This is a genomic window from Ruegeria sp. O6, assembly GCF_056535045.1.
Genome location: NZ_JBQERM010000005.1, coordinates 74,161 through 98,024, shown reverse-complemented (window position 1 = coordinate 98,024; position 23,864 = coordinate 74,161). Strand labels below are relative to the sequence as shown.

At 57.9% G+C, this 23,864-nt stretch carries 25 protein-coding genes; 15 read left to right on the top strand and 10 right to left on the bottom strand.

Features of this window, described 5'->3' with window-relative positions:
• Positions 1-14 precede the first annotated feature (14 nt).
• The gene (locus tag ACR0DY_RS08670) at positions 15-197 is read left to right on the top strand and encodes a hypothetical protein (protein ID WP_117870963.1); all 183 of its coding nucleotides are present in this window, start codon (positions 15-17) and stop codon (positions 195-197) included.
• A 161-nt stretch (positions 198-358) separates the two neighbouring features.
• Here the strand turns inward: ACR0DY_RS08670 and hemH are convergent, their stop codons facing one another.
• Both hemH and ACR0DY_RS08660 read right to left on the bottom strand, forming a co-directional pair.
• Positions 359-1,408, bottom strand: a complete 1,050-nt coding sequence (gene hemH, locus ACR0DY_RS08665) for a ferrochelatase (RefSeq protein ID WP_480483927.1) — start codon at positions 1,406-1,408, stop codon at positions 359-361.
• 57 nt (positions 1,409-1,465) lie between these two features.
• Positions 1,466-2,296 carry a methyltransferase domain-containing protein gene (locus tag ACR0DY_RS08660; protein WP_480483928.1) on the bottom strand — a complete coding sequence of 277 codons (831 nt, stop codon included), beginning with the start codon at positions 2,294-2,296 and terminating at the stop codon, positions 1,466-1,468.
• Between ACR0DY_RS08660 and ACR0DY_RS08655 the strand changes: the two genes are divergently transcribed.
• Genes ACR0DY_RS08655 through ACR0DY_RS08640 form a run of 4 tightly spaced genes read left to right on the top strand, consistent with a single transcriptional unit; the run spans position 2,277 to position 4,620 of the window.
• Positions 2,277-3,041, top strand: coding sequence for a double zinc ribbon domain-containing protein (locus tag ACR0DY_RS08655; RefSeq protein ID WP_480546228.1), 765 nt, complete (start codon positions 2,277-2,279; stop codon positions 3,039-3,041). The two genes, ACR0DY_RS08660 and ACR0DY_RS08655, sit on opposite strands and share 20 nt — an antisense overlap.
• 38 nt (positions 3,042-3,079) lie before the next feature.
• A complete protein-coding gene (gene grxC / locus ACR0DY_RS08650) occupies positions 3,080-3,337 on the top strand; it encodes a glutaredoxin 3 (RefSeq protein ID WP_480546226.1) in 258 nt (85 codons plus the stop codon).
• Complete coding sequence (locus ACR0DY_RS08645; protein ID WP_480546224.1) at positions 3,337-4,167, top strand: carbon-nitrogen hydrolase family protein; 831 nt, start codon at positions 3,337-3,339, stop codon at positions 4,165-4,167. The genes grxC and ACR0DY_RS08645 overlap by 1 nt, the downstream gene beginning before the upstream one ends.
• A 12-nt stretch (positions 4,168-4,179) precedes the next feature.
• Positions 4,180-4,620, top strand: coding sequence for a MarR family winged helix-turn-helix transcriptional regulator (locus ACR0DY_RS08640; RefSeq protein WP_267363106.1), 441 nt, complete (start codon positions 4,180-4,182; stop codon positions 4,618-4,620).
• A 3-nt stretch (positions 4,621-4,623) separates the two neighbouring features.
• Here ACR0DY_RS08640 and ubiG read toward each other — a convergent pair whose 3' ends face one another.
• Positions 4,624-5,370 carry a bifunctional 2-polyprenyl-6-hydroxyphenol methylase/3-demethylubiquinol 3-O-methyltransferase UbiG gene (ubiG, locus tag ACR0DY_RS08635; RefSeq protein WP_480546222.1) on the bottom strand — a complete coding sequence of 249 codons (747 nt, stop codon included), beginning with the start codon at positions 5,368-5,370 and terminating at the stop codon, positions 4,624-4,626.
• Between the two features lie 48 nt (positions 5,371-5,418).
• On the opposite strand from ubiG, the gene pip reads away from it, so the two are divergent.
• The 6 genes from pip to infB all read left to right on the top strand — a co-directional run bounded on the left by pip (position 5,419) and on the right by infB (position 12,725).
• Positions 5,419-6,396, top strand: coding sequence for a prolyl aminopeptidase (gene pip, locus ACR0DY_RS08630; protein WP_480546220.1), 978 nt, complete (start codon positions 5,419-5,421; stop codon positions 6,394-6,396).
• Positions 6,393-7,214, top strand: coding sequence for an ABC transporter substrate-binding protein (locus ACR0DY_RS08625; RefSeq protein WP_480483934.1), 822 nt, complete (start codon positions 6,393-6,395; stop codon positions 7,212-7,214). The genes pip and ACR0DY_RS08625 overlap by 4 nt, the downstream gene beginning before the upstream one ends.
• Before the next feature lie 160 nt (positions 7,215-7,374).
• On the top strand, positions 7,375-7,965 hold the full coding sequence (gene rimP / locus ACR0DY_RS08620) for a ribosome maturation factor RimP (protein ID WP_480474795.1): 591 nt from the start codon (positions 7,375-7,377) through the stop codon (positions 7,963-7,965).
• A complete protein-coding gene (gene nusA / locus ACR0DY_RS08615) occupies positions 7,965-9,584 on the top strand; it encodes a transcription termination factor NusA (protein WP_480474797.1) in 1,620 nt (539 codons plus the stop codon). The genes rimP and nusA overlap by 1 nt, the downstream gene beginning before the upstream one ends.
• A 22-nt stretch (positions 9,585-9,606) precedes the next feature.
• Entirely contained in the window at positions 9,607-10,230 is a 624-nt protein-coding gene (locus tag ACR0DY_RS08610; RefSeq protein WP_480483935.1) for an RNA-binding protein, read from the top strand.
• A gap of 8 nt (positions 10,231-10,238) precedes the next feature.
• Positions 10,239-12,725 carry a translation initiation factor IF-2 gene (gene infB / locus ACR0DY_RS08605; protein ID WP_480483936.1) on the top strand — a complete coding sequence of 829 codons (2,487 nt, stop codon included), beginning with the start codon at positions 10,239-10,241 and terminating at the stop codon, positions 12,723-12,725.
• A gap of 66 nt (positions 12,726-12,791) precedes the next feature.
• Here infB and ACR0DY_RS08600 read toward each other — a convergent pair whose 3' ends face one another.
• From ACR0DY_RS08600 to ACR0DY_RS08580, 5 genes are all read right to left on the bottom strand, one after another.
• Positions 12,792-13,619 (bottom strand): alpha/beta hydrolase, encoded by an 828-nt coding sequence (locus ACR0DY_RS08600; RefSeq protein ID WP_480483937.1) that lies wholly within the window; start codon positions 13,617-13,619, stop codon positions 12,792-12,794.
• A 3-nt stretch (positions 13,620-13,622) separates the two neighbouring features.
• Positions 13,623-14,507 carry a tryptophan 2,3-dioxygenase gene (locus ACR0DY_RS08595; protein WP_480898117.1) on the bottom strand — a complete coding sequence of 295 codons (885 nt, stop codon included), beginning with the start codon at positions 14,505-14,507 and terminating at the stop codon, positions 13,623-13,625.
• Positions 14,508-14,571: 64 nt separating this feature from the next.
• Positions 14,572-15,600 (bottom strand): L-threonine 3-dehydrogenase, encoded by a 1,029-nt coding sequence (gene tdh, locus ACR0DY_RS08590; protein ID WP_480870617.1) that lies wholly within the window; start codon positions 15,598-15,600, stop codon positions 14,572-14,574.
• Positions 15,601-15,614: 14 nt separating this feature from the next.
• The gene (locus ACR0DY_RS08585; protein ID WP_480832896.1) at positions 15,615-16,799 is read right to left on the bottom strand and encodes a glycine C-acetyltransferase; all 1,185 of its coding nucleotides are present in this window, start codon (positions 16,797-16,799) and stop codon (positions 15,615-15,617) included.
• 110 nt (positions 16,800-16,909) lie between these two features.
• The gene (locus ACR0DY_RS08580) at positions 16,910-17,473 is read right to left on the bottom strand and encodes a helix-turn-helix domain-containing protein (RefSeq protein ID WP_480483940.1); all 564 of its coding nucleotides are present in this window, start codon (positions 17,471-17,473) and stop codon (positions 16,910-16,912) included.
• Positions 17,474-17,589: 116 nt separating this feature from the next.
• On the opposite strand from ACR0DY_RS08580, the gene ACR0DY_RS08575 reads away from it, so the two are divergent.
• A complete protein-coding gene (locus tag ACR0DY_RS08575) occupies positions 17,590-18,765 on the top strand; it encodes an acetyl-CoA C-acyltransferase family protein (RefSeq protein ID WP_480483941.1) in 1,176 nt (391 codons plus the stop codon).
• Between the two features lie 96 nt (positions 18,766-18,861).
• Here ACR0DY_RS08575 and ubiB read toward each other — a convergent pair whose 3' ends face one another.
• Together ubiB and ubiE are read right to left on the bottom strand one after the other, a co-directional pair.
• The gene (gene ubiB / locus ACR0DY_RS08570) at positions 18,862-20,391 is read right to left on the bottom strand and encodes a 2-polyprenylphenol 6-hydroxylase (protein ID WP_480546218.1); all 1,530 of its coding nucleotides are present in this window, start codon (positions 20,389-20,391) and stop codon (positions 18,862-18,864) included.
• Positions 20,392-20,394: 3 nt separating this feature from the next.
• The gene (gene ubiE, locus ACR0DY_RS08565; RefSeq protein ID WP_480474807.1) at positions 20,395-21,147 is read right to left on the bottom strand and encodes a bifunctional demethylmenaquinone methyltransferase/2-methoxy-6-polyprenyl-1,4-benzoquinol methylase UbiE; all 753 of its coding nucleotides are present in this window, start codon (positions 21,145-21,147) and stop codon (positions 20,395-20,397) included.
• A gap of 86 nt (positions 21,148-21,233) precedes the next feature.
• Here ubiE and mutM point away from each other — a divergent pair, with 86 nt between their 5' ends.
• The 3 genes from mutM (at position 21,234) to rpsT (ending at position 23,417) form a co-directional block, all read left to right on the top strand.
• Positions 21,234-22,085 (top strand): bifunctional DNA-formamidopyrimidine glycosylase/DNA-(apurinic or apyrimidinic site) lyase, encoded by an 852-nt coding sequence (gene mutM, locus ACR0DY_RS08560; protein ID WP_480546216.1) that lies wholly within the window; start codon positions 21,234-21,236, stop codon positions 22,083-22,085.
• A 66-nt stretch (positions 22,086-22,151) separates the two neighbouring features.
• Entirely contained in the window at positions 22,152-22,928 is a 777-nt protein-coding gene (locus ACR0DY_RS08555; protein ID WP_267363125.1) for an enoyl-CoA hydratase, read from the top strand.
• Positions 22,929-23,153: 225 nt separating this feature from the next.
• Positions 23,154-23,417 (top strand): 30S ribosomal protein S20, encoded by a 264-nt coding sequence (rpsT, locus tag ACR0DY_RS08550; protein ID WP_039541017.1) that lies wholly within the window; start codon positions 23,154-23,156, stop codon positions 23,415-23,417.
• The last annotated feature ends 447 nt before the right edge of the window (positions 23,418-23,864 follow it).

Sequence of the window (23,864 nt, the reverse complement as noted above, 5' to 3'; positions counted from 1 at the left end):
TTCTGGAGGTTAATATGAAGAAACTCGTTCTCGCCGCAGCTCTGACTGCAGCAGCTTCGACTGCATATGCTGGCAACCTGGAAGAGCCGGTTGTTGAAGCACCAGTTGTTGTTGAAGAAACTCAGGGTTCGTCGCAGGGCATTCTGCTGCCGCTGATCCTGCTGGTCGTTGTTGCTGCTGCTGTTGCTGCAAGCTAATCCGACACGGAATTCATGAAAAAGGCGGTGGAGCAATCCACCGCCTTTTTTAATTCCAACAGGTCTTCAAGCCTGTTGCGCGCCGGGGGGATACTGACAGGCCAGTATCAAGCCGAGCTTGACGTTCTCATAGGAAATGCGGGTTGCGTTCTAGAAACGCTTTACGCCAGCCACCCGCACAAATTATCTTCGATCACCTTTCCAAGTGCCGCGATATGGGCGTCGTCATCGTTAAGGCATGGAATATAGGTAAACGTCTCCCCGCCTGCTTCTTCGAAGCTTTCTTTTATTTCTTCGTTAATCTCTTCAAGCGTTTCGATGCAGTCCGCAGAAAACGCCGGGGCAATAACTGCAATGTTCTTTTTGCCTTGCTTCGCCAGGTCGGCCACGTGATCCACCGTGTAAGGTTTCAACCATTCTTCGGGGCCGAAGCGCGACTGGAAGGTCGATACCATTTGATCATCTGTCCAGCCCAGCCGCTCCTTTAACAGCCTCGTCGTTTTAGCGCATTGGCAGTGATAGGGATCGCCCTGCTGAAGATACCGCTCGGGCATCCCGTGATATGAGCAGACAAGAATGTCGGGCTTTGTCTCCATAGCCTCGTATGCGCGTTCAACAGACTGTGCCAGCGCATCGATATAGACGGGTTCATCGAAATAGGCCGGAACGGTTCGCGTCGCGGGCTGCCAGGCTTCGTCCATCAGTGCGCGAAAGAACTGGTCGTTGGCGGTGGCCGTCGTTGCGCCAGCGTATTGAGGGTAAAGCGGAAAAAACAAGATGCGATCGCACCCTGCGGCTACCATCGCGCGCACTTTGGATTTGGTCGACGGGTTGCCGTAACGCATACAGAAATCGACCATGACCTGATCACCGTATCGTGCGTGCATCGTCTGGCTTAGCTTGGCGGTCTGGTCCTTGGTGATGGTCATCAGCGGGCTTTCGCCCTTTTCCTGGTTCCAGATCGATTTGTAAGCCTCGCCGGAACTGAAAGGTCGCTTGGTCAGGATGATCGCCTGTAGAATCGGTTGCCATTTCCACTTTGGATAATCGATGACACGCTGGTCCGACAAAAACTCATTCAGATATCGGCGCATCGGCCAATATGTGTAGTCGTCCGGCGTGCCCAGATTGGCCAGCAATATGCCGACGCGCCCCATCCTGATCTTGGGGTGATCCGTAGGAGCGTGAGCGGGTCGCGTGGCATCAAACATATGAGGCTTCCTGAATTTCTTGCGTTAGGGCCTGAAATAAGGGGATTTGGTCGCGCGTCAATCGGGCAGTTTGCCCTCGTCCGTGCGCAAGGCGTCAGCCAAACGTGCTTGCGCCGACCCAGGACGCAGTGGTTTGGGTTGACTGTCGTGGGGGGACCATCCGGTCAGGCAGATCAGTTCGAACGTGGCTGCCAGACGTCCCGATACTGTGGTGAAATGAGACGCGTAGATGTTTTGCGCGGCCTCAAATACTGCGCGTTTGGTCGGGTGTTTCAGTCGCCCGGATAACGCATTGGCCTCACCCATATGCCGCAGATCGTGCATCAGGTGCCAGATGTCACGGTACTCAGCCGTGAGCGGCACCGAGTCTGCGACTGGCAAGGCCAGACCTGCCCGCTGCAACAAACCGCCCATGTCCCGCAGCTCGGCCATTGGAGCGATGCGGGGGCTGAGGCCACCGGTAACGTCAATCTCGGCCTGACCCAACGCCGCGCGCAATTCGTGCAGCGTTTCGCCGCCCAGACAAACAACCAGCAACAACCCGTCGGGTTTCAGCGCGCGGTGGCATTGGATCAACTGGCCCACCGGATCGTTTGCGCAGTGCAGTGTCATGGCGTGGATAACAAGGTCATGTACGCCGGGTTGCAGTGCCAGCACGTCGTCATCCGCAATGATCGAGGCTTCGGGAAACGCGTCCGTCCAAAGCTGCGGGTATGCGGTCACGATCGCTGCCGCCGTAAAGGTTTTGTTAACCATGGAGAGCCGATCCTGAACCTCGTCCATCGCGGCGCGGTGCAGAAAAAGGGCGTCATCCTGCACGCGGCTGCGATGACGCAGAATGGCGGCACGGTCAAAAAGTGAGGGTGCAGTGGGTTCGGGCAGTTTCATAGCTGGCAAGTATCGCATCGCGCAACGGATTCAAACCGCACTTGCGCTGATTTATCCACCACGTTGCATGGGGTGCGGCGACCTGACCGAGTCCGATTTTGGCCTGTGTGGCCCATGCTGGCGGGAAACGCCATTCATTGGCGGCACGGTCTGTGAAAGTTGCGGTCTGCCCCTGATCGGGGGGCAGGACGAGTTTCGGACCGAGTGCGATGATTGCCTGAAGACCGCGCGCCCCTGGAGGGCAGGCCGCGCCGCGCTTTTGTATGACGGCAAGGCGCGGTCACTGATCCTGGCGTTGAAACATGGTGATCGGCCCGAACTGGCCCGCCCTGCCGCGCAGTGGATGGTGCAGGCAGGGCGCCCATTGTTGCGACCGGATATGGTGATTGTTCCGGTTCCTTTGCATTGGTCTCGATTGCTGAAAAGGCGATACAACCAGTCAGCGCTGTTGGCGCAGAACCTGGCGCGCGAGACAGGATTGGAATGTGTGCCCGATCTGTTGATTCGCAAAAACAAGACGCCGGTACTGGACGGCAAAACAGCTGCCGAGCGGGCACAGATTTTGGGCGACGCGATATGCCTTCACCCCCGAAATGCCCGCCATCTGACGGGCCGGAACGTTTTGCTGGTGGACGATGTGATGACGTCCGGGGCAACACTGGCCGCATGCACTCGTGCCTGTCAGGCGGCGGGGGCAAATCATATTTTCGTGTTGGCTCTGGCGCGCGTTGCCAAGGATGCCTAATTCGCCCAAGATTGCGCGAAATCCGAAGGGAACGGCAAATGAAGTCGATAGAGATCTATACATCGCCACTGTGCGGGTATTGTCATGCAGCCAAACGCCTGCTGAAGCAGAAAGGTGTCGAGTTCAAGGAGATCGACGTGCTGATGCACCCCAAACGCAAACCTGAAATGATTCAACGTGCCGGAGGCAAACGCACGGTCCCCCAGATTTTCATCGGCGCCACGCATGTCGGCGGTTGCGATGATTTGTACGAGTTGGAGCGTCAGGGCAAGCTTGACCGTCTGCTCGCGGCCTGATGAAAACCGCGCTGCTGCAAATCACCTCGTCGGACGATCCGGCAGAAAACCTCGGGATGGTCCGAGGTATGATGGCCGAAGCGGCAGAACAGGGCGCCCGCTTTGTTCTGACGCCAGAGGTTACGAATTGCGTTTCGACCAGCACCACACGGCAGCGCGCGGTTTTACAACATGAAGAAGATGACATCACTTTGACGGGCCTGCGCGAACAGGCTGCTGATCTGGGTGTTTGGCTTCTGATCGGCTCGTTGGGGCTCAAGACTCATGACAATGACGGTCGTTTTGCCAATCGTTGCTTTATGATCGGACCGCAAGGTCAGATCGTGGCGCGGTATGACAAAATCCATATGTTCGATGTGCAGGTCACCGAGACCGAGACGTTCCGCGAATCAAAGAATTACCGCCCAGGCGAAAAAGCGGTTATCGCAGAAACGGATTTCGGCAAGGTTGGTCTGACCATCTGTTACGATATCCGCTTTCCATATTTGCACGCGGCACTGGCGCAGGCGGGCGCGCGCATTCTGACCGTCCCGGCCGCGTTCTCGCCGGTCACAGGTGCCGCGCATTGGGAAGCCTTGCTGCGCGCACGTGCAATCGAAACCGGGTGTTGGGTGCTGGCCCCGGCCCAAACAGGGGAACATCCAAAAACCGGCGGTAAAACACGCTATACTCACGGTCACAGCATGGTCGTCGACCCGTGGGGAAAGGTGCTGATCGACGCAGGGACCGATCCAGGCATTCACATTTTCGATTTGGATGATAGTTCTGTGACTGAGGCACGGCGACGTGTCCCTTCACTGCACCACCGCCGTTCCTTCGACGGACCCTGACAGAACGGAACAATGACAGACGACACCAATGCCCTTGCGGTCACGCTGTTCAGCGAGATCCTGACCGCCGACCAGCTATTGCGGAACCGGCTTAGCCGGGTGCTGCCCAAGGGCATGGAAATCTCGCATTTCTCGGTTCTGAACCACCTGGCTTTTGTCGCGGATGAGCGTAGCCCGGCGCAGCTGGCCAACACGTTCCACGTGACCCGAGGGGCGATGACCAACACCTTGGCCAAGCTGGAATGGGCTGGATACATCCACATCCGACCCGATTGGGACGATGCCCGCCGCAAGATGGTCGCGATCAGCCCCGCCGGTAAACGCGCGCGGGATCAGGCGATTTCCTCGATTGCTCCGTTGATCAACCGCGTAGTTGGAGAGTTGGGGGACGACCGTGTTCGGTCGACATTGCCAGTGCTGCGCGATCTGAGAAAACAGCTGGAAGGGGAATAACCCTCAGCCCGGCTTCACACTCGCCGTCACATAGTTCACGCTTAGATCCCGGTCCGAGATCGACCAACTCCAGAGGATCGGGTTGAAGACGAACCCCTTGCGGTCCACCGGGTCCATCCCCGCCTGACGCAGCAGGTCGAACAACTCATCAGGGGTGATGAACTTGTTCCACTCATGCGTGCCGCGCGGCAGCCAGCGCATGACGACCTCGGCCCCGAAAATGGCCATGGCATAGGATTTCGGGTTGCGGTTGATGGTTGAGCAGATCAGCAGCCCACCCGGCTTGAGCAATTGTTGCGAGGCGGTCAGGAAACCCTGTGGGTCGGCCACATGCTCGACCACTTCCATGTTCAGGACCACGTCGAACTGCTCACCTGCAGCGGCCATGTCTTCGGCTGTGGTGTGGCGATAGTCGATCTCCAAACCGGATTGCTCGGCATGGATACGCGCAACAGGCAGGTTGCCTCCGGCGGCATCGGCCCCGACGACCTCGGCCCCCAGACGCGCCATGGGTTCGCTCAGCAGCCCACCGCCACAACCGATATCCAGCAGGCGCAGGCCTTCGAACGGCATAGGCGACTTTAGGTCGCGATCGAATTCTCCGGCGATCTGCTGTGTGATATAATCCAAACGGCAAGGATTCAGCATGTGCAAGGGTTTGAATTTCCCATGAGGATCCCACCATTCTGCCGCCATCGCTTCGAATTTTGCGATCTCGGATGGATCCACCGTGTTCGGATGCGCTTGCATTCCTGTCTCCGTATGCTCTTTTACGCTTAAGGACTATATAGGGCCATAATGGACAAGTACCCGGACCAAAAGCGCGCAGTTCAATATCTGTACCCGCCGATCGATCCGTTCGACCAGCGTATGGTCGATATGGGCGACGGGCACCGTATCTATGTGGAACAATGCGGTAATCCCGAAGGCATTCCGGTGGTGATCCTGCATGGCGGTCCGGGTGGCGGTTGCAGCCCTGCAATGCGTCGCTACTTTGATCCGCATGCGTACAGGGTGATTCTATTTGATCAGCGTGGGTGTGGCCGGTCTCGCCCCACGGCTTCGGTTGAAAACAACACGACTTGGCATTTGGTGGCCGACATTGAACGGTTGCGCGAACTGTTCGAGATTGATGAATGGATAGCTTTTGGCGGCAGCTGGGGCGCGACGCTTGCGCTGATCTACGCGCAGTCGCATCCCGACAGGGTCAGCCGCTTGGTGCTGCGGGGTGTGTTTCTGGCAACTCAGGCTGAACTTGACTGGTTTTATGGCGGCGGAGTGGGGCGTTTCTGGCCGGAGCAGTGGCAGAAGTTCACCGCGCTTTTGCCCGAGGCCGAGCTGAAGGACACCATCACCGCCTACAATAAACGCCTGTTCTCGGGGGACCGCGCGACCGAGACCCTGTATGCGCGGGCATGGTCGCACTGGGAAAATGCGCTGGCGTCGATCCACACGAACGGATCAGTGGGCGAAAGCCCCGGCGAATACGCCCGTACATTTGCCCGGCTCGAGAATCACTATTTCTACAATAAGGCGTTCCTGGAAACGGATGGGCAGATCCTAGATCAAATGGACCGGATCGCTCATATCCCGGGACACATCGTGCAGGGGCGATACGACATGATTTGCCCGCCGCAGGCCGCCTGGTCGCTGAGCGAACGCTGGCCGAATGCCGAGATTAAGATGGTACGTCAGGCCGGTCATGCGCTTTCTGAACCCGGGATCAGCGCAGAACTGATCCGGATCATGGATCGCGTGGCGGAGGGTTTGGCATGACACGCATCGACCGCCGTGCCTTGTTTGCTTCGGGTGCCGCGGCCGCGCTGCTTGCTGCGACAGGCGCGTCCCTGGCGGACAGACCCGAGAAAGGCGGCACGCTGCGATTGGCCGTGCCGCGCGACGACAGTCTTGAGCAGGTGGCACGCGGTGCGGTTTTCGACACGCTGACCGAGATCGCCCCGGATGGCACTTTGCGGGGCGAGCTTGCGACCGGCTGGCAAACCGACGCCGATGCGAAGGTCTGGAGCTTTGATCTGCGCAATGATGCGGTGTTCCACGACGGCGCGCCTTTGGACATCTCAGACGTTGCGACCGTATTGGCCGAAGTCGGGTATACCGAGGCATTGACCGCCAACCGTTTGCGGCTGGAACTGGCCGAGGCAAATCCGGGCCTTCCATTCCTTTTGGCGGAAAGTCGTTTTGTCATTGCCCGCTATGGCGAAGGAGTCACGCCGCTACACAGGGCCAACGGTACGGGTTGCTACCGTGTCGAGCGCGCCGAAGACGGGCGACATTTCCTGGGTCGCCGTGTTTCGGGACATTACAAGGACGGTCAGGCCGGTTGGGTCGATGCATTCGAAGTGATCGTTATTCCCGATGCCCGTGTCCGCGCCGAGGCATTGCGCGATGGCTACGTCGATATTGCGGCTTTCCCAGATCCGTCCGAGATCCGCAGTACGCGCGGTTTTCGCTTCCATCCTTCCGAGACCGATATGGCACTGGCCGTTTCAGGGGCAGTGGGATTGCCGCGGCAGATTGCCGGACGCACGGTTCTGGACGACGGTCGTATCGCTGAACGGTGGTGGATCGCGTAATTCCGGGTGATACTTCTGTCGGGGGTTGCAGACTCGGATCATCCTGCGTATATGCAGTTTCAACAGCGGCGCGTTGGACTTCCGGTCCAAGGCTCCACCGGAAAATTCGACGGGCCGCGCGCCCGTTTTTTTGTGCCCGATTGACAGGGTAGAGAACCTGATGACAAACGACCTGATAGCCAAAGCTGCCATCGACCGGCGACTTGCCGAGATCATCACCCCGGTGATCGAAGACCTGGGGTATGAGCTGGTCCGTGTCCGGCTGATGAGTGGCAAGCAGACCACGCTGCAAATCATGGCTGACAAACCCGAAGGCGGCATCGAAGTGGATGACTGCGCCGAGATTTCGAATGCGGTCAGCGCCACCCTGGATGTGGAGGACCCGATCCTCGACGCCTATACGCTTGAGGTGTCCAGCCCCGGTATCGACCGCCCCCTGACGCGCCTCAAGGATTTTGAGACTTTTGAGGGGTATGAGGCCAAGATCGAAACCTCTGAACTGATCGATGGCCGCCGCCGGTTCAAAGGGGAACTGGCCGGGATCGAAGGAGAAGAGGTTCTGATCAATATTCCCGAAGGGTCCGAGACGATCACAATCGGCCTGCAATTCGACTGGCTGAGTGATGCCAAGCTGGTCCTGACCGATGATCTGATCAAAGAAATGCTGCGCCAGCGCAAAGATGCGGGCGCCCTGAACGAAAAAGCTTTCGACGAGATTGAGACCGAAGGGTCCGAAGAGGAGACGAACTGATGGCAATTACCTCAGCCAACCAGCTGGAGCTGCTGCAGACTGCCGAGGCCGTGGCCCGCGAAAAGATGATCGACCCCGGTCTGGTTGTCGAAGCGATGGAGGAATCGCTCGCCCGCGCTGCCAAGAGCCGCTACGGCGCCGAGATGGACATTCGCGTGTCGATCGACCGCAAGACCGGCAAGGCGACATTCACCCGTGTGCGCACCGTGGTCGAGGATGACGAGCTTGAGAACTATCAGGCCGAATTCACCGTCGAACAAGCCAAGCAGTACATGGAAGACCCGCAGGTCGGTGACGTTTTTGTTGAAGAAGTGCCGCCGGTCGAAATGGGCCGGATTGCGGCGCAGTCCGCCAAGCAAGTGATCCTGCAAAAGGTCCGCGAAGCCGAGCGTGATCGTCAGTATGAGGAATTCAAGGATCGTGCGGGCACCATCATCAACGGTGCCGTCAAGCGCGAAGAATTCGGCAATGTCATCGTCGATCTCGGCGGTGCCGAGGCTGTTCTGCGCCGCAATGACAAGATCGGTCGCGAAAGCTATCGCCCGAATGATCGTGTGCGCGCGTATATCAAGGAAGTCCGCCGCGAAGTGCGTGGCCACCAGATCTTCCTGTCGCGTACCGCGCCAGAGTTCATGGCCGAGCTGTTCAAGATGGAAGTGCCGGAAATCTATGACGGTATCATCGAGGTCAAGGCCGTGGCCCGTGACCCCGGTTCTCGCGCCAAAATCGCCGTGATCTCGTATGACGGCTCGATCGACCCTGTTGGCGCCTGCGTTGGTATGCGCGGCAGCCGCGTGCAGGCCGTTGTGAACGAACTGCAGGGTGAGAAGATTGACATCATCCCGTGGAACGAAGACCAACCGACCTTCCTGGTGAACGCGCTGCAACCTGCCGAGGTTTCGAAGGTTGTTCTGGACGAAGAAGCAGGCAAGATCGAGGTTGTCGTTCCGGAAGAGCAGTTGTCTCTTGCAATCGGTCGTCGCGGTCAGAACGTGCGTCTGGCAAGCCAACTGACCGGGCTGGATATCGACATCATGACCGAAGCTGAAGAATCGGCGCGTCGTCAGAAGGAATTCGAATCTCGTACCAAACTGTTCATGGACAGTCTGGATCTGGACGAGTTCTTTGCGCAACTGCTGGTTTCCGAAGGCTTCACCAACCTCGAAGAAGTTGCCTATGTCGAGATTGATGAACTTCTGGTCATTGACGGCGTCGACGAAGGCACTGCGCAGGAACTTCAGACCCGGGCGCGCGAGTTCCTGGAAGCCCAGGCCAAAGCCGCTCTGGATGCGGCGCGCGCACTGGGTGCCGAGGACAGCCTCATTGAATTCGAAGGCCTGACCCCCCAGATGGTAGAGGCGCTGGCCAAGGACGATGTGAAGACGCTGGAAGATTTCGCAACCTGTGCAGACTGGGAACTGGCCGGTGGCTGGACCACGGTCGACGGTGAACGCGTCAAGGATGATGGCGTGCTGGAGCCCTTTGGCGTCACGCTCGAAGAAGCACAAGACATGGTCATGACTGCGCGTATCCTGTTGGGTTGGGTTGATCCGGCCGAGTTGGAGCAGGCGGAAGAAGACATCGACGGCGACGCAGCAGACGAGGAGGTCGAGGCCTGATCTCAGGTCTCGGGTGGCGCGTATGGGTCGCGGTGGCGTCCATAAGGATCGGTCTGACGGACCCGAACGCAAGTGCATCGCCACAGGCGAGGTTCAGCCTAGATATGGCTTGATCCGCTTTGTGACGGGCCCGGACGGTCAGGTCTTTCCGGATGTCGCGGCAAAGTTGCCGGGACGGGGCGTTTATGTGGCGGCGGATCGTGCTGCGCTGGACAAGGCCATTGGTAAGAAACTGTTTGCGCGGGGGTTCAAGGCACAGGTGACTGTGCCTCAGAACCTCGCGACAGAAGTTGAAAAGCAGATCGCGCGCCGTGTGATTGAGTTGCTCAGTCTGGCGCGCAAGTCCGGCGACGCGGTTGCCGGGTATGAAAAGGTCAAGTCGTGGCTGGACCGGGAAGAGGCTCAGGTGCTGATTCAGGCCACTGATGGATCGGGGCGCGGCAAGTCGAAGCTCAGTACGCCGCACTTCGGAAAATACATCGGTTGGCTGACGGCAGACGAATTAGGGCAGGCATTTGGGCGCCAAACGGTGATTCATGCGGCCTTGGCCTCTGGCGGACTCGCCAAACGTGTTGTAGAGGAAGCGCAGCGCCTGCGTGGCTTGCGCGAAACGGATGACGGCGGCAAGGGCCGCGCGGAAGGGTAAGAAGCTTTATGAGCGATAGTGACGGCAAAAAGACATTGGGTCTTCGTGGCGGGGCACGCCCCGGAAATGTGAAACAGAGTTTCAGCCACGGACGCACCAAGAATGTCGTGGTGGAAACCAAACGCAAGCGCGTGGTGGTCCCCAAGCCGGGCGCGGCAAAGCCGGGTGGCGGTGCCGCCCCTTCGGGTGATCCGTCGCGTCGTCCCGCAGGTATTTCGGACGCGGAAATGGCGCGCCGTATGAAGGCTTTGCAGGCTGCCAAGGCCCGCGAGGTCGAAGAGGCCGCTGAACGCGAAGCCGCTGAAAAGGCACGCGAAGAAGAGCGCGTGCGCCGCCGCGCGGAACAGGAAGCGAAAGAACGCGAGCAGCGTGAAGCGGAAGAGCGCGCGCGTCAGAAAGCCGAAGATGAAGAGCGCAAGCGCGTGGAGGCTGAAGAAGAAGCCAAGCGTGCCGCTGTTGCTGCTGCCGCTTCGCCGGCCCCTGAAGAAGCCAAAGCTGCACGCAGCCCGGCCAGCAAACCTGCGCCTGTTGCCGCACCTCGCAAGCAGGATCGCGAACGCGAACAGCGCGGTCGTGGCAAGGGTCGTGAAGACAACCGTCGTTCGGGCAAACTGACACTGGGTCAGGCCACCGGTGACGAAGGCAGCCGCCAGCGGTCGATGGCAGCGATGAAGCGCAAGCAGGAACGCGCCCGTCAGAAAGCCATGGGCGGTTCGGTCGAGCGGGAAAAGGTGATCCGCGACGTACAACTGCCTGAGGCGATCATGGTCTCGGAACTGGCCAACCGTATGGCCGAGCGCGTGGCTGACGTGGTCAAATCACTTATGCAGATGGGCATGATGGTCACGCAGAACCAGACCATCGACGCTGATACTGCCGAGCTGATTATCGAAGAGTTTGGCCATAAGGTCACCCGCGTCTCTGATTCGGATGTTGAGGACGTCATCAAAGAGGTCGAAGACAGCGAAGCCGATCTGAAGCCTCGTCCGCCCGTCATCACCATCATGGGTCACGTCGACCACGGGAAAACATCGCTGCTGGATGCAATCCGCGATGCGCGTGTTGTGGCTGGTGAGGCCGGTGGCATCACCCAGCATATCGGCGCCTATCAGGTGAAAACCGATGGCGGCTCGACGCTGACCTTCCTGGATACACCCGGACACGCGGCCTTCACCTCGATGCGCTCGCGTGGTGCCCAGGTGACCGACATCGTGGTTCTGGTCGTCGCTGCCGATGACGCGGTCATGCCGCAGACAATTGAGGCGATCAATCACGCGAAGGCAGCCAAGGTGCCGATGATCGTGGCGATCAACAAGATCGACAAACATGATGCAAATCCGGACAAGGTGCGCACCGATCTGCTGCAACACGAAGTGATCGTCGAGAAAATGTCGGGTGAGGTTCAGGACGTAGAAGTGTCTGCCATCACCGGTCAAGGTCTGGACGAGTTGCTGGAAGCCATCGCATTGCAGGCCGAGATTCTGGAACTGAAAGCCAACCCTGATCGCGCTGCCCAAGGTGCCGTGATCGAGGCACAGCTGGACGTGGGCCGCGGCCCGGTCGCTACGGTTCTGGTTCAGAACGGTACATTGCGTCAGGGCGATATCTTTGTCGTGGGTGAGCAGTATGGTAAGGTCCGTGCTCTGATCAACGACAAGGGTGAGCGCGTCAAGGAAGCTGGACCGTCGGTTCCCGTTGAGGTTCTTGGTCTGAACGGTACGCCTGAAGCAGGCGATGTTCTGAACGTGACCGAGACCGAAGCACAAGCCCGTGAAATCGCCGCCTACCGTGAACAGGCTGCCAAGGACAAACGCGCTGCCGCTGGTGCCGCAACGACCCTTGAACAGTTGATGCAGAAGGCCAAGGAAGACGAAAACGTCACCGAGTTGCCCATTCTGATGAAAGCAGACGTTCAGGGTTCGGCGGAAGCCATCGTTCAGGCAATGGAGAAGATCGGCAACGAAGAAGTACGCGTGCGCGTTCTGCATTCGGGTGTTGGTGCCATTACTGAAACGGATGTCGGTCTGGCCGAAGCGTCGGGCGCTCCAATCTTTGGCTTCAACGTGCGGGCCAATGCCTCAGCGCGGAATACCGCAAACCAGAAGGGCGTCGAGATTCGCTATTACTCGGTGATCTATGACCTCGTAGACGACGTGAAAGCAGCCGCATCCGGCCTGTTGAGCGCCGAAATTCGCGAGAAGTTCATTGGCTACGCCGAGATTCGCGAAGTCTTCAAGGTTACCGGCGTTGGCAAGGTTGCTGGCTGTCTGGTCACCGAAGGCGTGGCGCGTCGTTCCGCCGGTGTCCGCTTGCTGCGCGACAACGTGGTGATTCACGAAGGAACGCTAAAGACGCTGAAGCGTTTCAAGGATGAAGTGGCCGAGGTTCAGTCGGGTCAGGAATGTGGTATGGCATTCGAGAACTACGATGACATTCGCGCAGGCGACGTGATCGAAATCTTCGAGCGCGAAGAAGTCACCCGCACGCTGGACTAACCCGGCAAAAGATGAAAACGAAAAACAGCGGCCCCCTCAGGCCGCTGTTTTCTTTTGACGAAGCTCTTATTTTGTCCGACGCAGAAATGTAGCTGAATGCATGATTATATCGAAATGATGCATTCCTTGCGCGAGCGTAAAACTAACCGGGTGTCCGGCCTTTCGCAGCCTTTCGGCATAGTCGCGGCTTTGGCGAATGAACTCACCCGTATCACGTTCGGCTACCGAAACATGATATCGAGGACCGGGCCGGGGCAGATTGCGGATGGGTGACAGATCGTTGACCTCGACCGGCGTCAATTGCAGTGGATCGTTCACCGACATCAGGCTGATCGGTTCCAGGTCGTATATTCCGCTGATCAGAATCACATCCCGCACCCGGAGCCCCGCTTTGGCAAGGGCATCTGATGAGGTTGCCATCACCATCGCCGCCAGATGCGCGCCTGCACTGTGACCTGACAGGGTGATCCGCGACGGATCGAACCCCAACTCCCCCGCCTTGGCCGCCAGCCACAACAACGCGTCACGGCATTCGTCGATCATGTCGCCAACCCGGGCATCGGGTGCCAGCGTGTAGTTTACAGTCGCAAAAGCTTGCCCGTGTTCTACCAGACCTGGTGCCATCAGAGACGATTCATTCTGGCTGAGCGCCTGCCAGTACCCGCCGTGAATGAAGACGTGCAGGGGTGCCTTGTCATCGCGAGCGGGAAAGAAATCAAGGACTTGTACGGGGCTGTCACCATAAGCCAGGTTTTCCCGTACCGGATAGTCGGCCCGCGCCTGAGCGCTTAGCGCCTTATAGCTGGCAAGATACGGGCTTAGGTCGCCGCCGATCATTGTGCTGGGGGAGTACTCCCGCTCCAGCTCGGATTGCGAAAATCCTCGATACAACATGTCTTAGGTCTGCCCGCTGTACATCAATTCGGTGCGCACGTCGTAAAGGTCGTGGAAAAACCGCAGCTCTAGCGCCTTTCGCAAAAAGGCCACGCCGCTTGAGCCACCAGTGCCGGGTTGCATCCCGATCACGCGCTCAACTGCGGTGGCATGATCAAAGCGCCAGCGTTGAAACAGGCTTTCCACATCCATCAGTTTTTCGGCCAAAGCATAAAGATCCCAGTATTTTTCAGTGTTGCGGAATACCTCGACCCAGATTTGTACCACGCGCGAATCGCCGCAATAGGGTTGGGCGTAATCGCGTTCGATCAGATCCTTGGGCACGTCGAACCCTTGACGGGCCAGCATGTGCAACACTTCGTCATAAAGCGACGGTTTGGTCAGAGCGGCATTCAGCATCTCCATCACCTCTGGGTCATGCGCATGGACCTTCAGTGTTGAGGCATCCTTGTTGCCAAGAATGAACTCAATCTGCCGGTAGCCGTAGCTCTGAAACCCTGACGAGTTGCCGAGAGCCTGCCGGAACGTCATATAGTCGGCAGGTGTCATGGTCAGCAGGGTTTCCCAAGCCGCAATCAACTGCCGTTGAATGGCCTTGATGCGGTCGAGGTTTTTCATGGCTGGGCCAAACTCGTCCTGTTGCAAAAAACGGCGCACCTCGACCAGTTGGTGGTGCATCAGTTTCAGCCACAGTTCGCTGACTTGATGGATGATAATGAACAGCATCTCGTCAGGCTGCGCGGGGTCCTGAAAAGTTTTTTGCAGATTCAGCAGTGTTTTGAGTTGCAGAAAATCTCCATAGCTTTTGCGATGTGTCTCGGCGAAATCAGTGACCAGAGTGTCTTCGACACCTCTTTGCAATAGACGATCGTCTTTGTTCTCGCCCATCTCATGCCTCCCTTGTGCGATCCTTGCACCTGTCTAGGCGTTGAGTTCGTAACTTTCCAGCGGGTTAAGTCCAGTCAAGGACAACCTTGCCAGATAGGCCGGATTTCATCGCGGCAAATCCATCCGCAAAATCATCAACCTCAAAGCGATGCGTGATCACGCGGGACACATCCAAACCGTTTTGCAGCATGGCGATCATCTTGTACCAGGTCTCGAACATCTCGCGACCATAGACACCCTTGATTGTGATCGCCTTGAAAACGATACGCGACCAGTCGACCGGAGATTTCCCCGGCGGTATCCCCAGCAGGGCGATTTTCCCACCCATCACAAGCGCCTCGACCATCTGGTCAAGCGCGGCTTGTGAGCCGGACATTTCAAGCCCCACATCAAAGCCTTCTTTCATTCCAAGCTGTGCGATGACATCGTGCAAATCTTGTTTGGAAACATCAACGGTCCGCACCGATGGCACCACATGTTCCGCCAGTTTCAACCGTTCGGCGTTAATGTCTGTAATCACAACATTGCGGGCACCTGCATGGCGGGCAACGGCGGCGGCCATGATGCCGATGGGTCCTGCGCCGGTGATCAGGACGTCCTCGCCCAGAAGGTCAAAGCTGAGCGCGGTGTGTACAGCATTGCCCAGCGGATCAAGGATTGCCCCGATCTCATCCGGGATATCGTCCGGCAGGGGAACAACGTTGAAGGCAGGCAATTTCAGGTATTGCGCAAACGCGCCCTGTTCATTCACCCCGATCCCGCGCGTACCGGGGTCGAGGTGAAATTTGCCTGCGCGGCTTTGACGGCTTTCAGTGCCGATCAGATGCCCTTCGCCGGAACAGCGCTGCCCAACGTCCAGGCCGGTGACGTTGCGCCCAATCTCGACGATTTCCCCGGCGAACTCATGACCAGTGATCATCGGAACCGGAACGGTGTGAGAGGCCCACTCATCCCAGTTCCAGATGTGAATGTCGGTACCGCAAATTCCGGTCTTGTTGATCTTGATCAGTACCTCATCAGGCCCGATTTCAGGGACCGGGGCCTGTACCATCCACAACCCTTCTTCAGGTTTCGACTTTTCCAGCGCTTTCATCGTGTTGGGTCGCATCAGATCACCCCCAGTTCCTTGCCGACCTTGCCAAAGGCCGCCAGCGCGCGGTCCAGTTCGTCCCGTGTCAGGGCGGCGTTCATCTGCGTTCTGATCCGCGCCTGTCCGCGGGGAACAACAGGAAAGAAGAAGCCCGAGACATACACGCCCTCATCAAACAGCTTGGCAGCCATCTCTTGCGCCAGCGTTGCATCGCCCAGCATGACAGGGATAATCGGATGTTCACCGGGCAACAGATCAAAACCAAGCTTTTCCAGACCGGCACGCCAGTACTTTGCGTTTCCGAACAACTGCGCGCGTAGAATGTCGCCCTCTTCGACCAGGCGGATTGCCTCAAGCCCTGCGGCGACGATGGATGGCGGCAGCGAATTCGAGAACAGATAGGGCCGCGCCCGCTGCCGCAGCAGGTCGATCACTGGCTGCGGCCCGGCGATGTAGCCGCCGATTGCCCCCCCAAGTGCCTTGCCCAAAGTTCCTGTCAGAATGTCGACATCAACACCAAAGTGATCCGGTGTTCCGGCGCCGCGCGGCCCCATGAAGCCTGTTGCATGGCAATCATCGACCATGACGATGGCATCGTATTTATCAGCCAGTTCGCGAATTTTCGGCAAGTTGGCCAAATAGCCATCCATCGAGAACACGCCATCGGTTGCGATCATGATATGACGCGCGCCATCCTCGCGCGCCTGCTTCAGCCACGCTTCAAGGTCATTCATGTCATTGTTCAGATAGCGATAGCGCTTGGCCTTGCACAGCCGCACCCCGTCAATGATAGAGGCGTGGTTCAGACTGTCCGAAATGATGGCATCTTCAGGCCCCAGCAACGGTTCGAACAGCCCGCCATTGGCATCAAAACAGGCCGCGAACAGGATCGCATCGTCCTTGTTCAGGAACTTGGCCAACCGCTGTTCCAGTTCACGGTGAATATCCTGCGTCCCGCAAATGAACCGGACCGAGGCCATGCCGAAACCCTTCGGACCCATCGCATTGGTTGCGGCCTCGATCAGCGCGGGGTGATCCGCAAGACCCAGATAGTTGTTGGCGCACAGGTTGATCACCCGTTTTCCGCCCACCGTAATCTCACCGCCCTGAGGCGAGGTGATCATTCGTTCGCGTTTATACAGCCCCTCGGATTCGATCTGTGCGAGTGTGTCCGTGATGTGGGACAGGAATGCATCTGCCATGGCGACCTCCGTTCAACTGAGTCGCACATCTAACATAGCGGATGAATTTCCCAAATAGGGGAATTTCAATATACAGGAAAATTTTCCGTGAAGGCGGAAATTTGCTGACGTCAGGCGTTCTTTACGATCAAAAACACCCGCGCTGGTTCTTTGGCTGAGATGGAATGCACGATATCCGCGGCATAGCGGGCGGTGTCCCCTTGGCTCAGATCCGACGCGGCACTGCCCGATTTAACTTTGACGGCTCCTTCCAGCACGGTCAGCTGCTCACGCGCGCCGCGCGCATGCGGCTGGCTGTTCAAGGCCCCGCCTTTGTCGAACTCGATATCATAAACCTCATGACCACCGGCCTCTTCCGGTGGGGACAGGATGCGAATGCGGCAGTTCTGCCCCATATTGTCGATGCTGGGCACTTCGGACGCGCGCAGCACCTCGATCTGATCACTGGCTTTTGATCCTTCCAGAAGACCGGCAAAATCCACCTGTAATGCACGGGTCAGGTTCCAGAGGGTCGAGATCGTCGGGCTGCTTTCACCGCGTTCGATCTGGCTTACCATGGACCTGGATACGCCGCTCAGGTTTGCGACTGCTTCCAGCGACAGTCCTTTGGCCCGGCGTGCTTCTTTCAGGCGAGCAGGCAAAAGGTTCAGGATATCGTCTGTGTTCTCCGTCATGACGGAATCCATGCGTGTTGGGACCCGGCTTGTCAATTCCATCCGTGACGGCACGTCCTATAGGACAGGATCATGCTGCATGTGCATACTGACGACGATTCCAAGAGGAGAAAGACATGACAGACATCGTATTGCTGGATGGTGCGCGCACCGCGATTGGAACTTTCGGTGGCGCGCTTGCGTCAACCGCCCCCATTGATCTGGCGACGGTGGTCACCGAAGCGGCCTTGGAACGGTCAGGGGTAGAAGGTGCGCAAATCGGGCATGTTGTGTTTGGCCACGTCATCAATACCGAGCCTCGGGACATGTACCTGTCGCGTGTTGCCGCGATGCAGGCCGGGATTCCGAACAGCACCCCTGCGATGAATGTAAACCGTCTGTGTGGCTCGGGCGCACAGGCGATCGTGTCGGCGATGCAGTCCTTGATGCTTGGCGATGCCGATTTCGCTGTGGCAGGTGGCGCAGAAAGCATGTCGCGCAGCCCTTACATTGTTCCACAGGCGCGCTGGGGCGCGAAAATGGGTGATGTCACTTCGCTGGACATGATGCTGGGTGCGTTGAACTGCCCCTTTGGCACAGGGCACATGGGTGTGACGGCCGAGAACGTTGCCGATGAACACCAGATCAGCCGTGAACAGATGGATGACTTCGCCCTGACCAGCCAGACCCGCGCGGCAGCCGCAATTGAAGCCGGATATTTCGAAAGCCAGATCGTGCCCGTTCAGGTGAAGGTTAAGCGCGACATGGTGGATTTCAAAGTTGATGAGCATCCCAAAGCGACAACCGCAGATGCGCTGGCCGGGTTGCGACCAGTGTTCAAGAAAGATGGGCGTGTGACGGCGGGCAATGCCTCGGGCATCAACGATGGCGCGGCGGCGATGGTGCTGGCAACGGCGGAAGCGGCGGAAAAGGCCGGGTTGAAGCCAAAAGCGCGCGTGATCGGATATGCACATGCTGGCGTGCGCCCCGAAGTCATGGGTATTGGCCCGGTACCGGCCGTGCAAAACCTGCTCAGGAAGACGGGTTTGTCGGCGGAAGACTTTGATGTGATCGAAAGCAACGAAGCATTTGCCGCGCAGGCGCTGGCAGTCAACCAGGAGCTTGGGTTGAATGCAGCGAAGGTGAACCCGAATGGAGGTGCGATTGCGCTGGGGCATCCTGTCGGTGCGACGGGCGCCATCATTACCATGAAGACGCTTTATGAGTTGGAGCGCACAGGCGGATCAAAAGGGTTGATCACCATGTGTATTGGTGGCGGTCAGGGGATTGCCATTGCCATCGAGCGGCTCTGATCCGGGTCTGGGCAAAGGGGGGCTGTCTGCCCCCCATCGCGCAAGGCGCGATTCCCCCCGAGGTTATTTTCAGCCAGATGAAGCTGCGGATCACAATCAACCGAGTGTGGCGATCAACAAAACAGCAGCTGCCCCGACAAAAGCGCCGATAGCGGCGGGCAATACTTTTTGCATCAGTCCGGGATTATCCGGCTCATCTTTGTGTGTTTGCGCAATCAATGCATCTTCGACCAGTGTCGGCAGTCGTGGGCCAAAGCGCGCCAGAACCAAAGCTGTTTTGGCAAAGTCACGAAGCGCGGCGCGCGGGCCGATGGATTGTTTGATGTAATCTTCGACCACGGGGCGGGCAACTTCCCAGATATTGATGTGGTCATCCAGAGACCGGGCTACGCCTTCAACCACGACCATCGTGCGCTGTAGAAGGATCAGCTCGGTTCGGGTTTCCATGCCAAAACGCTCTGTCACTTCGAACAGATAGCTTAGCAAACGGCCCATCGAAATATGCGAGGCATCCATACCGAAGATGGGTTCGCCAACCGCCCGCAGGGCGCGGGCGAATTCGTCGACGTCCTGATGTGCAGGAACGTAACCGGCTTCGAAATGCACTTCGGCCACGCGCTTATAGTCGCGGCGGATGAAACCGAACAGTATCTCGGCATAGACACGGCGCGTGTATTCGTCGATATGGCCCATGATACCGTAATCATAAGCGATGATATCACCGTTGGCGGCGACCTTGAGGTTGCCCTGATGCATATCGGCGTGGAAATAGCCGTCGCGCAGGGCGTGAAGAAGGAACAGGCGCAGCACACGTTCCGCCAGATCACGGCGGTTGTGGCCGGCGGCATCGAGCGCGTCGTTTTCTCCCAATGGAATACCGTCGGCCCAGCTGAGTGTCATCACGCGTCGTGCCGACAGTGACCACAATACGGGCGGCAGCCAGAACCCTGTGTCGTCTTTTGTGTTGGCCGCGTATTCCGAGGCAGCAGCGCTTTCCAGACGCAGGTCCAGTTCACCCCGTACAACGCCATCGAAATGTTCAATGACCTCCATCGGGCGCAATCGGCGGGCTCCGGGCGCAAACAAATCGACGATGCGGGCGGCGAAGTAGAACGCATCTACATCCTTGCGAAAGGCGCGTTCGATATTGGGACGCAGGACTTTGACGGCCACGTTTTCTCCGGTGCTCGCAAGCTTGGCCTTGTGGACCTGTGCGATCGAGGCGGCAGCTATGGGTTCACTGAATTCGCTGAATATCTCGGCAACAGGTTGCCCCAGTTCCCTTTCTACTTCGGCCAAAGCCTCGGCTTTTGAGAACGGCGGCAGTTTGTCTTGCAAAACACGAAGCTGCACAGCCAGTTCATCGCCTACAACATCTGGGCGTGTCGAAAGCACCTGACCAAATTTGATGTAGGCCGGGCCCAGGGCGGTGAGCGCACGTGTTGCAGGCGGCATCTTTGGGTCGCCCTTGTAACCCAGCCACCAAAACGGTTTGCCTAGAGCGTGGGCAAGAAATCGAATAGCCCGTGGCGCCTCGAACGCGTCGAGGACCACATTCATGGCACCGGTGCGCTCAAGCGTGGCGCCCGTTCGGATCAGGCGGATGATGTTGTGGGGACCACGCATGCGTCAGATCTTCCAGCCGGAATGCAGCGCGGCGATACCCATGCTGAGATTGCGGTATTTGGCGTTTTCGAAGCCAGCAGTTCGGACCATGTTCAGGAAGGTTTCCTGATCGGGGAACTTGCGGATCGACTCCACCAGATACTGATAGCTGTCGTAATCATTCGCGATCAGCTTTCCCATGCGTGGAATGACATTGAAGCTGTAGAGGTCATAGAGCTTCTGCAGCCCGTCATTGGGAAGCTGACTGAACTCCAGCACCATCAGGCGGCCACCGGGTTTCAGCACGCGAAAGGCTTCGTTCAGGGCCTCTTGCGGGCGGGTCACGTTCCGGATGCCGAACGAGATCGTGTAGACGTCAAAGGTGTTGTCCTCGAACGGCAGGGCCATGGCATCGCCCACCACCCAGTTCAGGCTGTCGGCCATCTGGTCGGCTTCGGCGCGTTGCCGGCCTTCGACCAGCATGGGTTCTGTCAGATCAAGAACCGTGGCATGGCCATAGCCTGCACGTTTCAGAAAGCGAAAGGAAATGTCACCGGTTCCGCCCGCAACATCCAGCAAACGCTGACCGGGACGCGGAGCTAGCCAGTCCATCATCGCGTCTTTCCAGACCCGGTGGATACCCATCGACATGACATCGTTCATCACGTCATATTTCGAGGCGACCGAGTTGAACACGCCCTGCACGCGCCCGGCCTTGTCAGCCTCGCGTACGGTTTCGAACCCGAAATGAGTGGTGTTGTCGCTGTTGTCGGACATAAGCCTTGCCGTTTGTCGAATTTCGCTTCTGTTATAGGGCTCTGGAAGCGGGGCACAATGCGGCCCTTTGGAATAGGAGCCCTGTAATGCCAGAATTGCCCGAGGTCGAGACCGTAAGACGCGGCCTGAGCCTTGCGATGGAGGGGGTCGAGATCGAACGCGCCGATGTGAATCGCCCGGATCTGCGCTGGCCATTTCCCGAACGCATGGCAGAACGGCTGACCGGGCAGCGCGTGGATCGGTTACGGCGGCGATCAAAATATATCCTGGCCGATCTCAGCAGCGGCGAGACATTGTTGATCCATCTGGGGATGTCCGGGCGAATGACGGTGTCAGGGGATCCACTAGGTCATTTCCTGCGCGAACATCCTGCCGCTGATAAACATGACCATGTTGTTTTTCACATGGCCAACGGGACGCGTATCACCTTTAACGACCCACGCCGGTTCGGGGCGATGGACCTACTGCCCACAGCCACGGCCGAAGATCACAAGCTTCTGGCGGTTCTGGGACCAGAGCCCTTGGGTAATGATTTCCATGAGCAACACCTGATTGAAGCATTCAAAGGCAGGAATACCCCTGTCAAATCAGCTCTGCTGGATCAGGGAATCGTTGCCGGATTGGGGAATATCTATGTTTGCGAGGCACTTTATCGCGGCAAGGTGTCGCCACGTCGCAAAGCAGGGCAAATATCTGCGGCACGTGTCGCATCGCTGGTTCCCATCATTCGGAGGGTGTTGCAGGACGCGATCGAAGCAGGCGGATCATCCCTGCGGGATTTCCGCCAAGCTGATGGAGAACTTGGATATTTTCAGCACAGCTTTGATGTCTACGGTCGCGAAGGAAAGCCCTGCCGCACCGAAGGTTGCACTGGTCTGATCCAGAGAATCACCCAGTCCGGTCGCTCATCCTTCTACTGTGCGCAATGCCAAAGATAGCTTGATCCAGAGAATTCGCGTGGTAAGGACTCGTAACTGAACGGAACAACCGGAAGCTTTTTTCTCATGGCTTTTGAGACGATCATCGTCGAAATCGAAGACCACGTCGCCTTAATCAAACTCGACAGACCGGATGCGTTGAATGCGCTGAACTCCCAGTTGCTGGGTGAGTTGTGTACCGCGCTGGAAGAGGCGGACAGCAACGACAAGGTGCGTTGCATCGTCATCACCGGATCGGACAAGGCCTTTGCCGCAGGCGCGGACATCAGGGAAATGTCCGAGATGAGCTTTGTCGATGTCTACACCACCAACCTTTTTGCTGATGCAAACAACCGGGTTTTGGCGATTCGCAAACCGATCATCGCCGCGGTTGCGGGCTATGCTCTGGGTGGGGGATGCGAGTTGGCAATGCTTTGCGATTTCATCATTGCGGCGGACACTGCAAAATTCGGCCAGCCTGAAATCAACCTTGGCGTCATAGCCGGGTTGGGCGGCACCCAGCGTTTGACGCGCTTTGTCGGCAAGTCCAAGGCGATGGACATGAACCTGACTGGTCGGTTTATGGACGCGGACGAAGCCGAGCGCGCTGGTTTGGTCAGCCGGGTCGTACCGGCCAAGAAGCTGATCGAGGAAGCCGTCGGTGCGGCGCAAAAAATAGCCGAGAAATCGGCACTGACGGCAGCGGCGGCAAAAGAAGCGGTCAATCGCAGTTACGAGCTTCCGCTGAGTGAAGGAATGCTGTTTGAGCGTCGCGTCTTCCATTCCATGTTTGCCACCGAGGACCAGAAAGAGGGCATGGCGGCGTTTCTTGAAAAGCGGGCTGCGCAGTTTCGCGACAAGTAAAACGCAAGAGACTAATGAAAGGCGGGCTATGCCCGCCTTTTCTTTACCCGATTTGTGAGCCCCAAGAATCGGCTTGGCAATCCTTGAAATGTTCGGTATTGAGCGCCGCAATACATGCGCGTGCGGCCCGCTTGGCCCGACTCACACTCGTGATTTCTGATCCGGTGCGGATATATCCGTGGCGCGCAACCCTTGATAACCGTACCGAACGAAGGTCAGAGACACATGGCAAATTCGCCCCAGGCAAAGAAACGCGCCCGTCAGAACGAAAAGCGTTTCGCTGTTAACAAAGCGCGTCGTTCGCGCATCCGCACCTATCTGCGTAAAGTCGAAGAAGCGATTGCATCCGGTGACAAAGATGCGGCAACCGCAGCACTGCGCGCCGCCCAGCCTGAGCTGATGCGCGGCGTCACCAAAGGCGTGTTCCACAAGAACACTGCCGCGCGTAAAATGTCGCGCCTGTCGGCCCGGGTCAAAGCTCTGGGCTAAAGCCTGAGGGTTACCTTAGGTCAAGTCAGCAAGGCTGAACTAATGTCAAAGGCGCTGCGCATTGCGGCGCTTTTTTCGTGTTGCCGGAATACCGCGCCTTCACGAAACCGAGAGATTCTTTCGACCAAAGACCCGAGTCAATATCAGAGTTTCGTTGCCGCGCCCCATTTCAAGTTGCTACCACTGATGTCAGCGATTCACTCGCTTGGGGGGACAGGCTGTTTACTCGATCGGACTGACGGGCATCAGATCGATCTGGAAACATTCGTCGACGACTGGCGCAAGCTGGGCTGCCGATCTGCCGCGAAGTCCGGGTTATCCGGGATTCTCGGCCCTGTCTGAAAATTGAGATTGTGACGTGCAGCCCGAGTTTCGGGACGCTCATCTATTTTTGAGCGTCGAAAATCCGGGTGCACCGAACTTTCAGGGGCAATCCCCGCCAAACCG

Coding starts and splice junctions, on each gene's coding strand:
- ACR0DY_RS08670 (WP_117870963.1), top strand. CDS start 15: ATGAAGAAACTCGTTCTCGCCGCAGCTCTGACTGCAGCAGCTTCGACT.
- hemH (WP_480483927.1), bottom strand. CDS start 1,408: ATGTTTGATGCCACGCGACCCGCTCACGCTCCTACGGATCACCCCAAG.
- ACR0DY_RS08660 (WP_480483928.1), bottom strand. CDS start 2,296: ATGAAACTGCCCGAACCCACTGCACCCTCACTTTTTGACCGTGCCGCC.
- grxC (WP_480546226.1), top strand. CDS start 3,080: ATGAAGTCGATAGAGATCTATACATCGCCACTGTGCGGGTATTGTCAT.
- ACR0DY_RS08645 (WP_480546224.1), top strand. CDS start 3,337: ATGAAAACCGCGCTGCTGCAAATCACCTCGTCGGACGATCCGGCAGAA.
- ACR0DY_RS08640 (WP_267363106.1), top strand. CDS start 4,180: ATGACAGACGACACCAATGCCCTTGCGGTCACGCTGTTCAGCGAGATC.
- ubiG (WP_480546222.1), bottom strand. CDS start 5,370: ATGCAAGCGCATCCGAACACGGTGGATCCATCCGAGATCGCAAAATTC.
- pip (WP_480546220.1), top strand. CDS start 5,419: ATGGACAAGTACCCGGACCAAAAGCGCGCAGTTCAATATCTGTACCCG.
- ACR0DY_RS08625 (WP_480483934.1), top strand. CDS start 6,393: ATGACACGCATCGACCGCCGTGCCTTGTTTGCTTCGGGTGCCGCGGCC.
- rimP (WP_480474795.1), top strand. CDS start 7,375: ATGACAAACGACCTGATAGCCAAAGCTGCCATCGACCGGCGACTTGCC.
- nusA (WP_480474797.1), top strand. CDS start 7,965: ATGGCAATTACCTCAGCCAACCAGCTGGAGCTGCTGCAGACTGCCGAG.
- ACR0DY_RS08610 (WP_480483935.1), top strand. CDS start 9,607: ATGGGTCGCGGTGGCGTCCATAAGGATCGGTCTGACGGACCCGAACGC.
- infB (WP_480483936.1), top strand. CDS start 10,239: ATGAGCGATAGTGACGGCAAAAAGACATTGGGTCTTCGTGGCGGGGCA.
- ACR0DY_RS08600 (WP_480483937.1), bottom strand. CDS start 13,619: ATGTTGTATCGAGGATTTTCGCAATCCGAGCTGGAGCGGGAGTACTCC.
- ACR0DY_RS08595 (WP_480898117.1), bottom strand. CDS start 14,507: ATGGGCGAGAACAAAGACGATCGTCTATTGCAAAGAGGTGTCGAAGAC.
- tdh (WP_480870617.1), bottom strand. CDS start 15,600: ATGAAAGCGCTGGAAAAGTCGAAACCTGAAGAAGGGTTGTGGATGGTA.
- ACR0DY_RS08585 (WP_480832896.1), bottom strand. CDS start 16,799: ATGGCAGATGCATTCCTGTCCCACATCACGGACACACTCGCACAGATC.
- ACR0DY_RS08580 (WP_480483940.1), bottom strand. CDS start 17,473: ATGACGGAGAACACAGACGATATCCTGAACCTTTTGCCTGCTCGCCTG.
- ACR0DY_RS08575 (WP_480483941.1), top strand. CDS start 17,590: ATGACAGACATCGTATTGCTGGATGGTGCGCGCACCGCGATTGGAACT.
- ubiB (WP_480546218.1), bottom strand. CDS start 20,391: ATGCGTGGTCCCCACAACATCATCCGCCTGATCCGAACGGGCGCCACG.
- ubiE (WP_480474807.1), bottom strand. CDS start 21,147: ATGTCCGACAACAGCGACAACACCACTCATTTCGGGTTCGAAACCGTA.
- mutM (WP_480546216.1), top strand. CDS start 21,234: ATGCCAGAATTGCCCGAGGTCGAGACCGTAAGACGCGGCCTGAGCCTT.
- ACR0DY_RS08555 (WP_267363125.1), top strand. CDS start 22,152: ATGGCTTTTGAGACGATCATCGTCGAAATCGAAGACCACGTCGCCTTA.
- rpsT (WP_039541017.1), top strand. CDS start 23,154: ATGGCAAATTCGCCCCAGGCAAAGAAACGCGCCCGTCAGAACGAAAAG.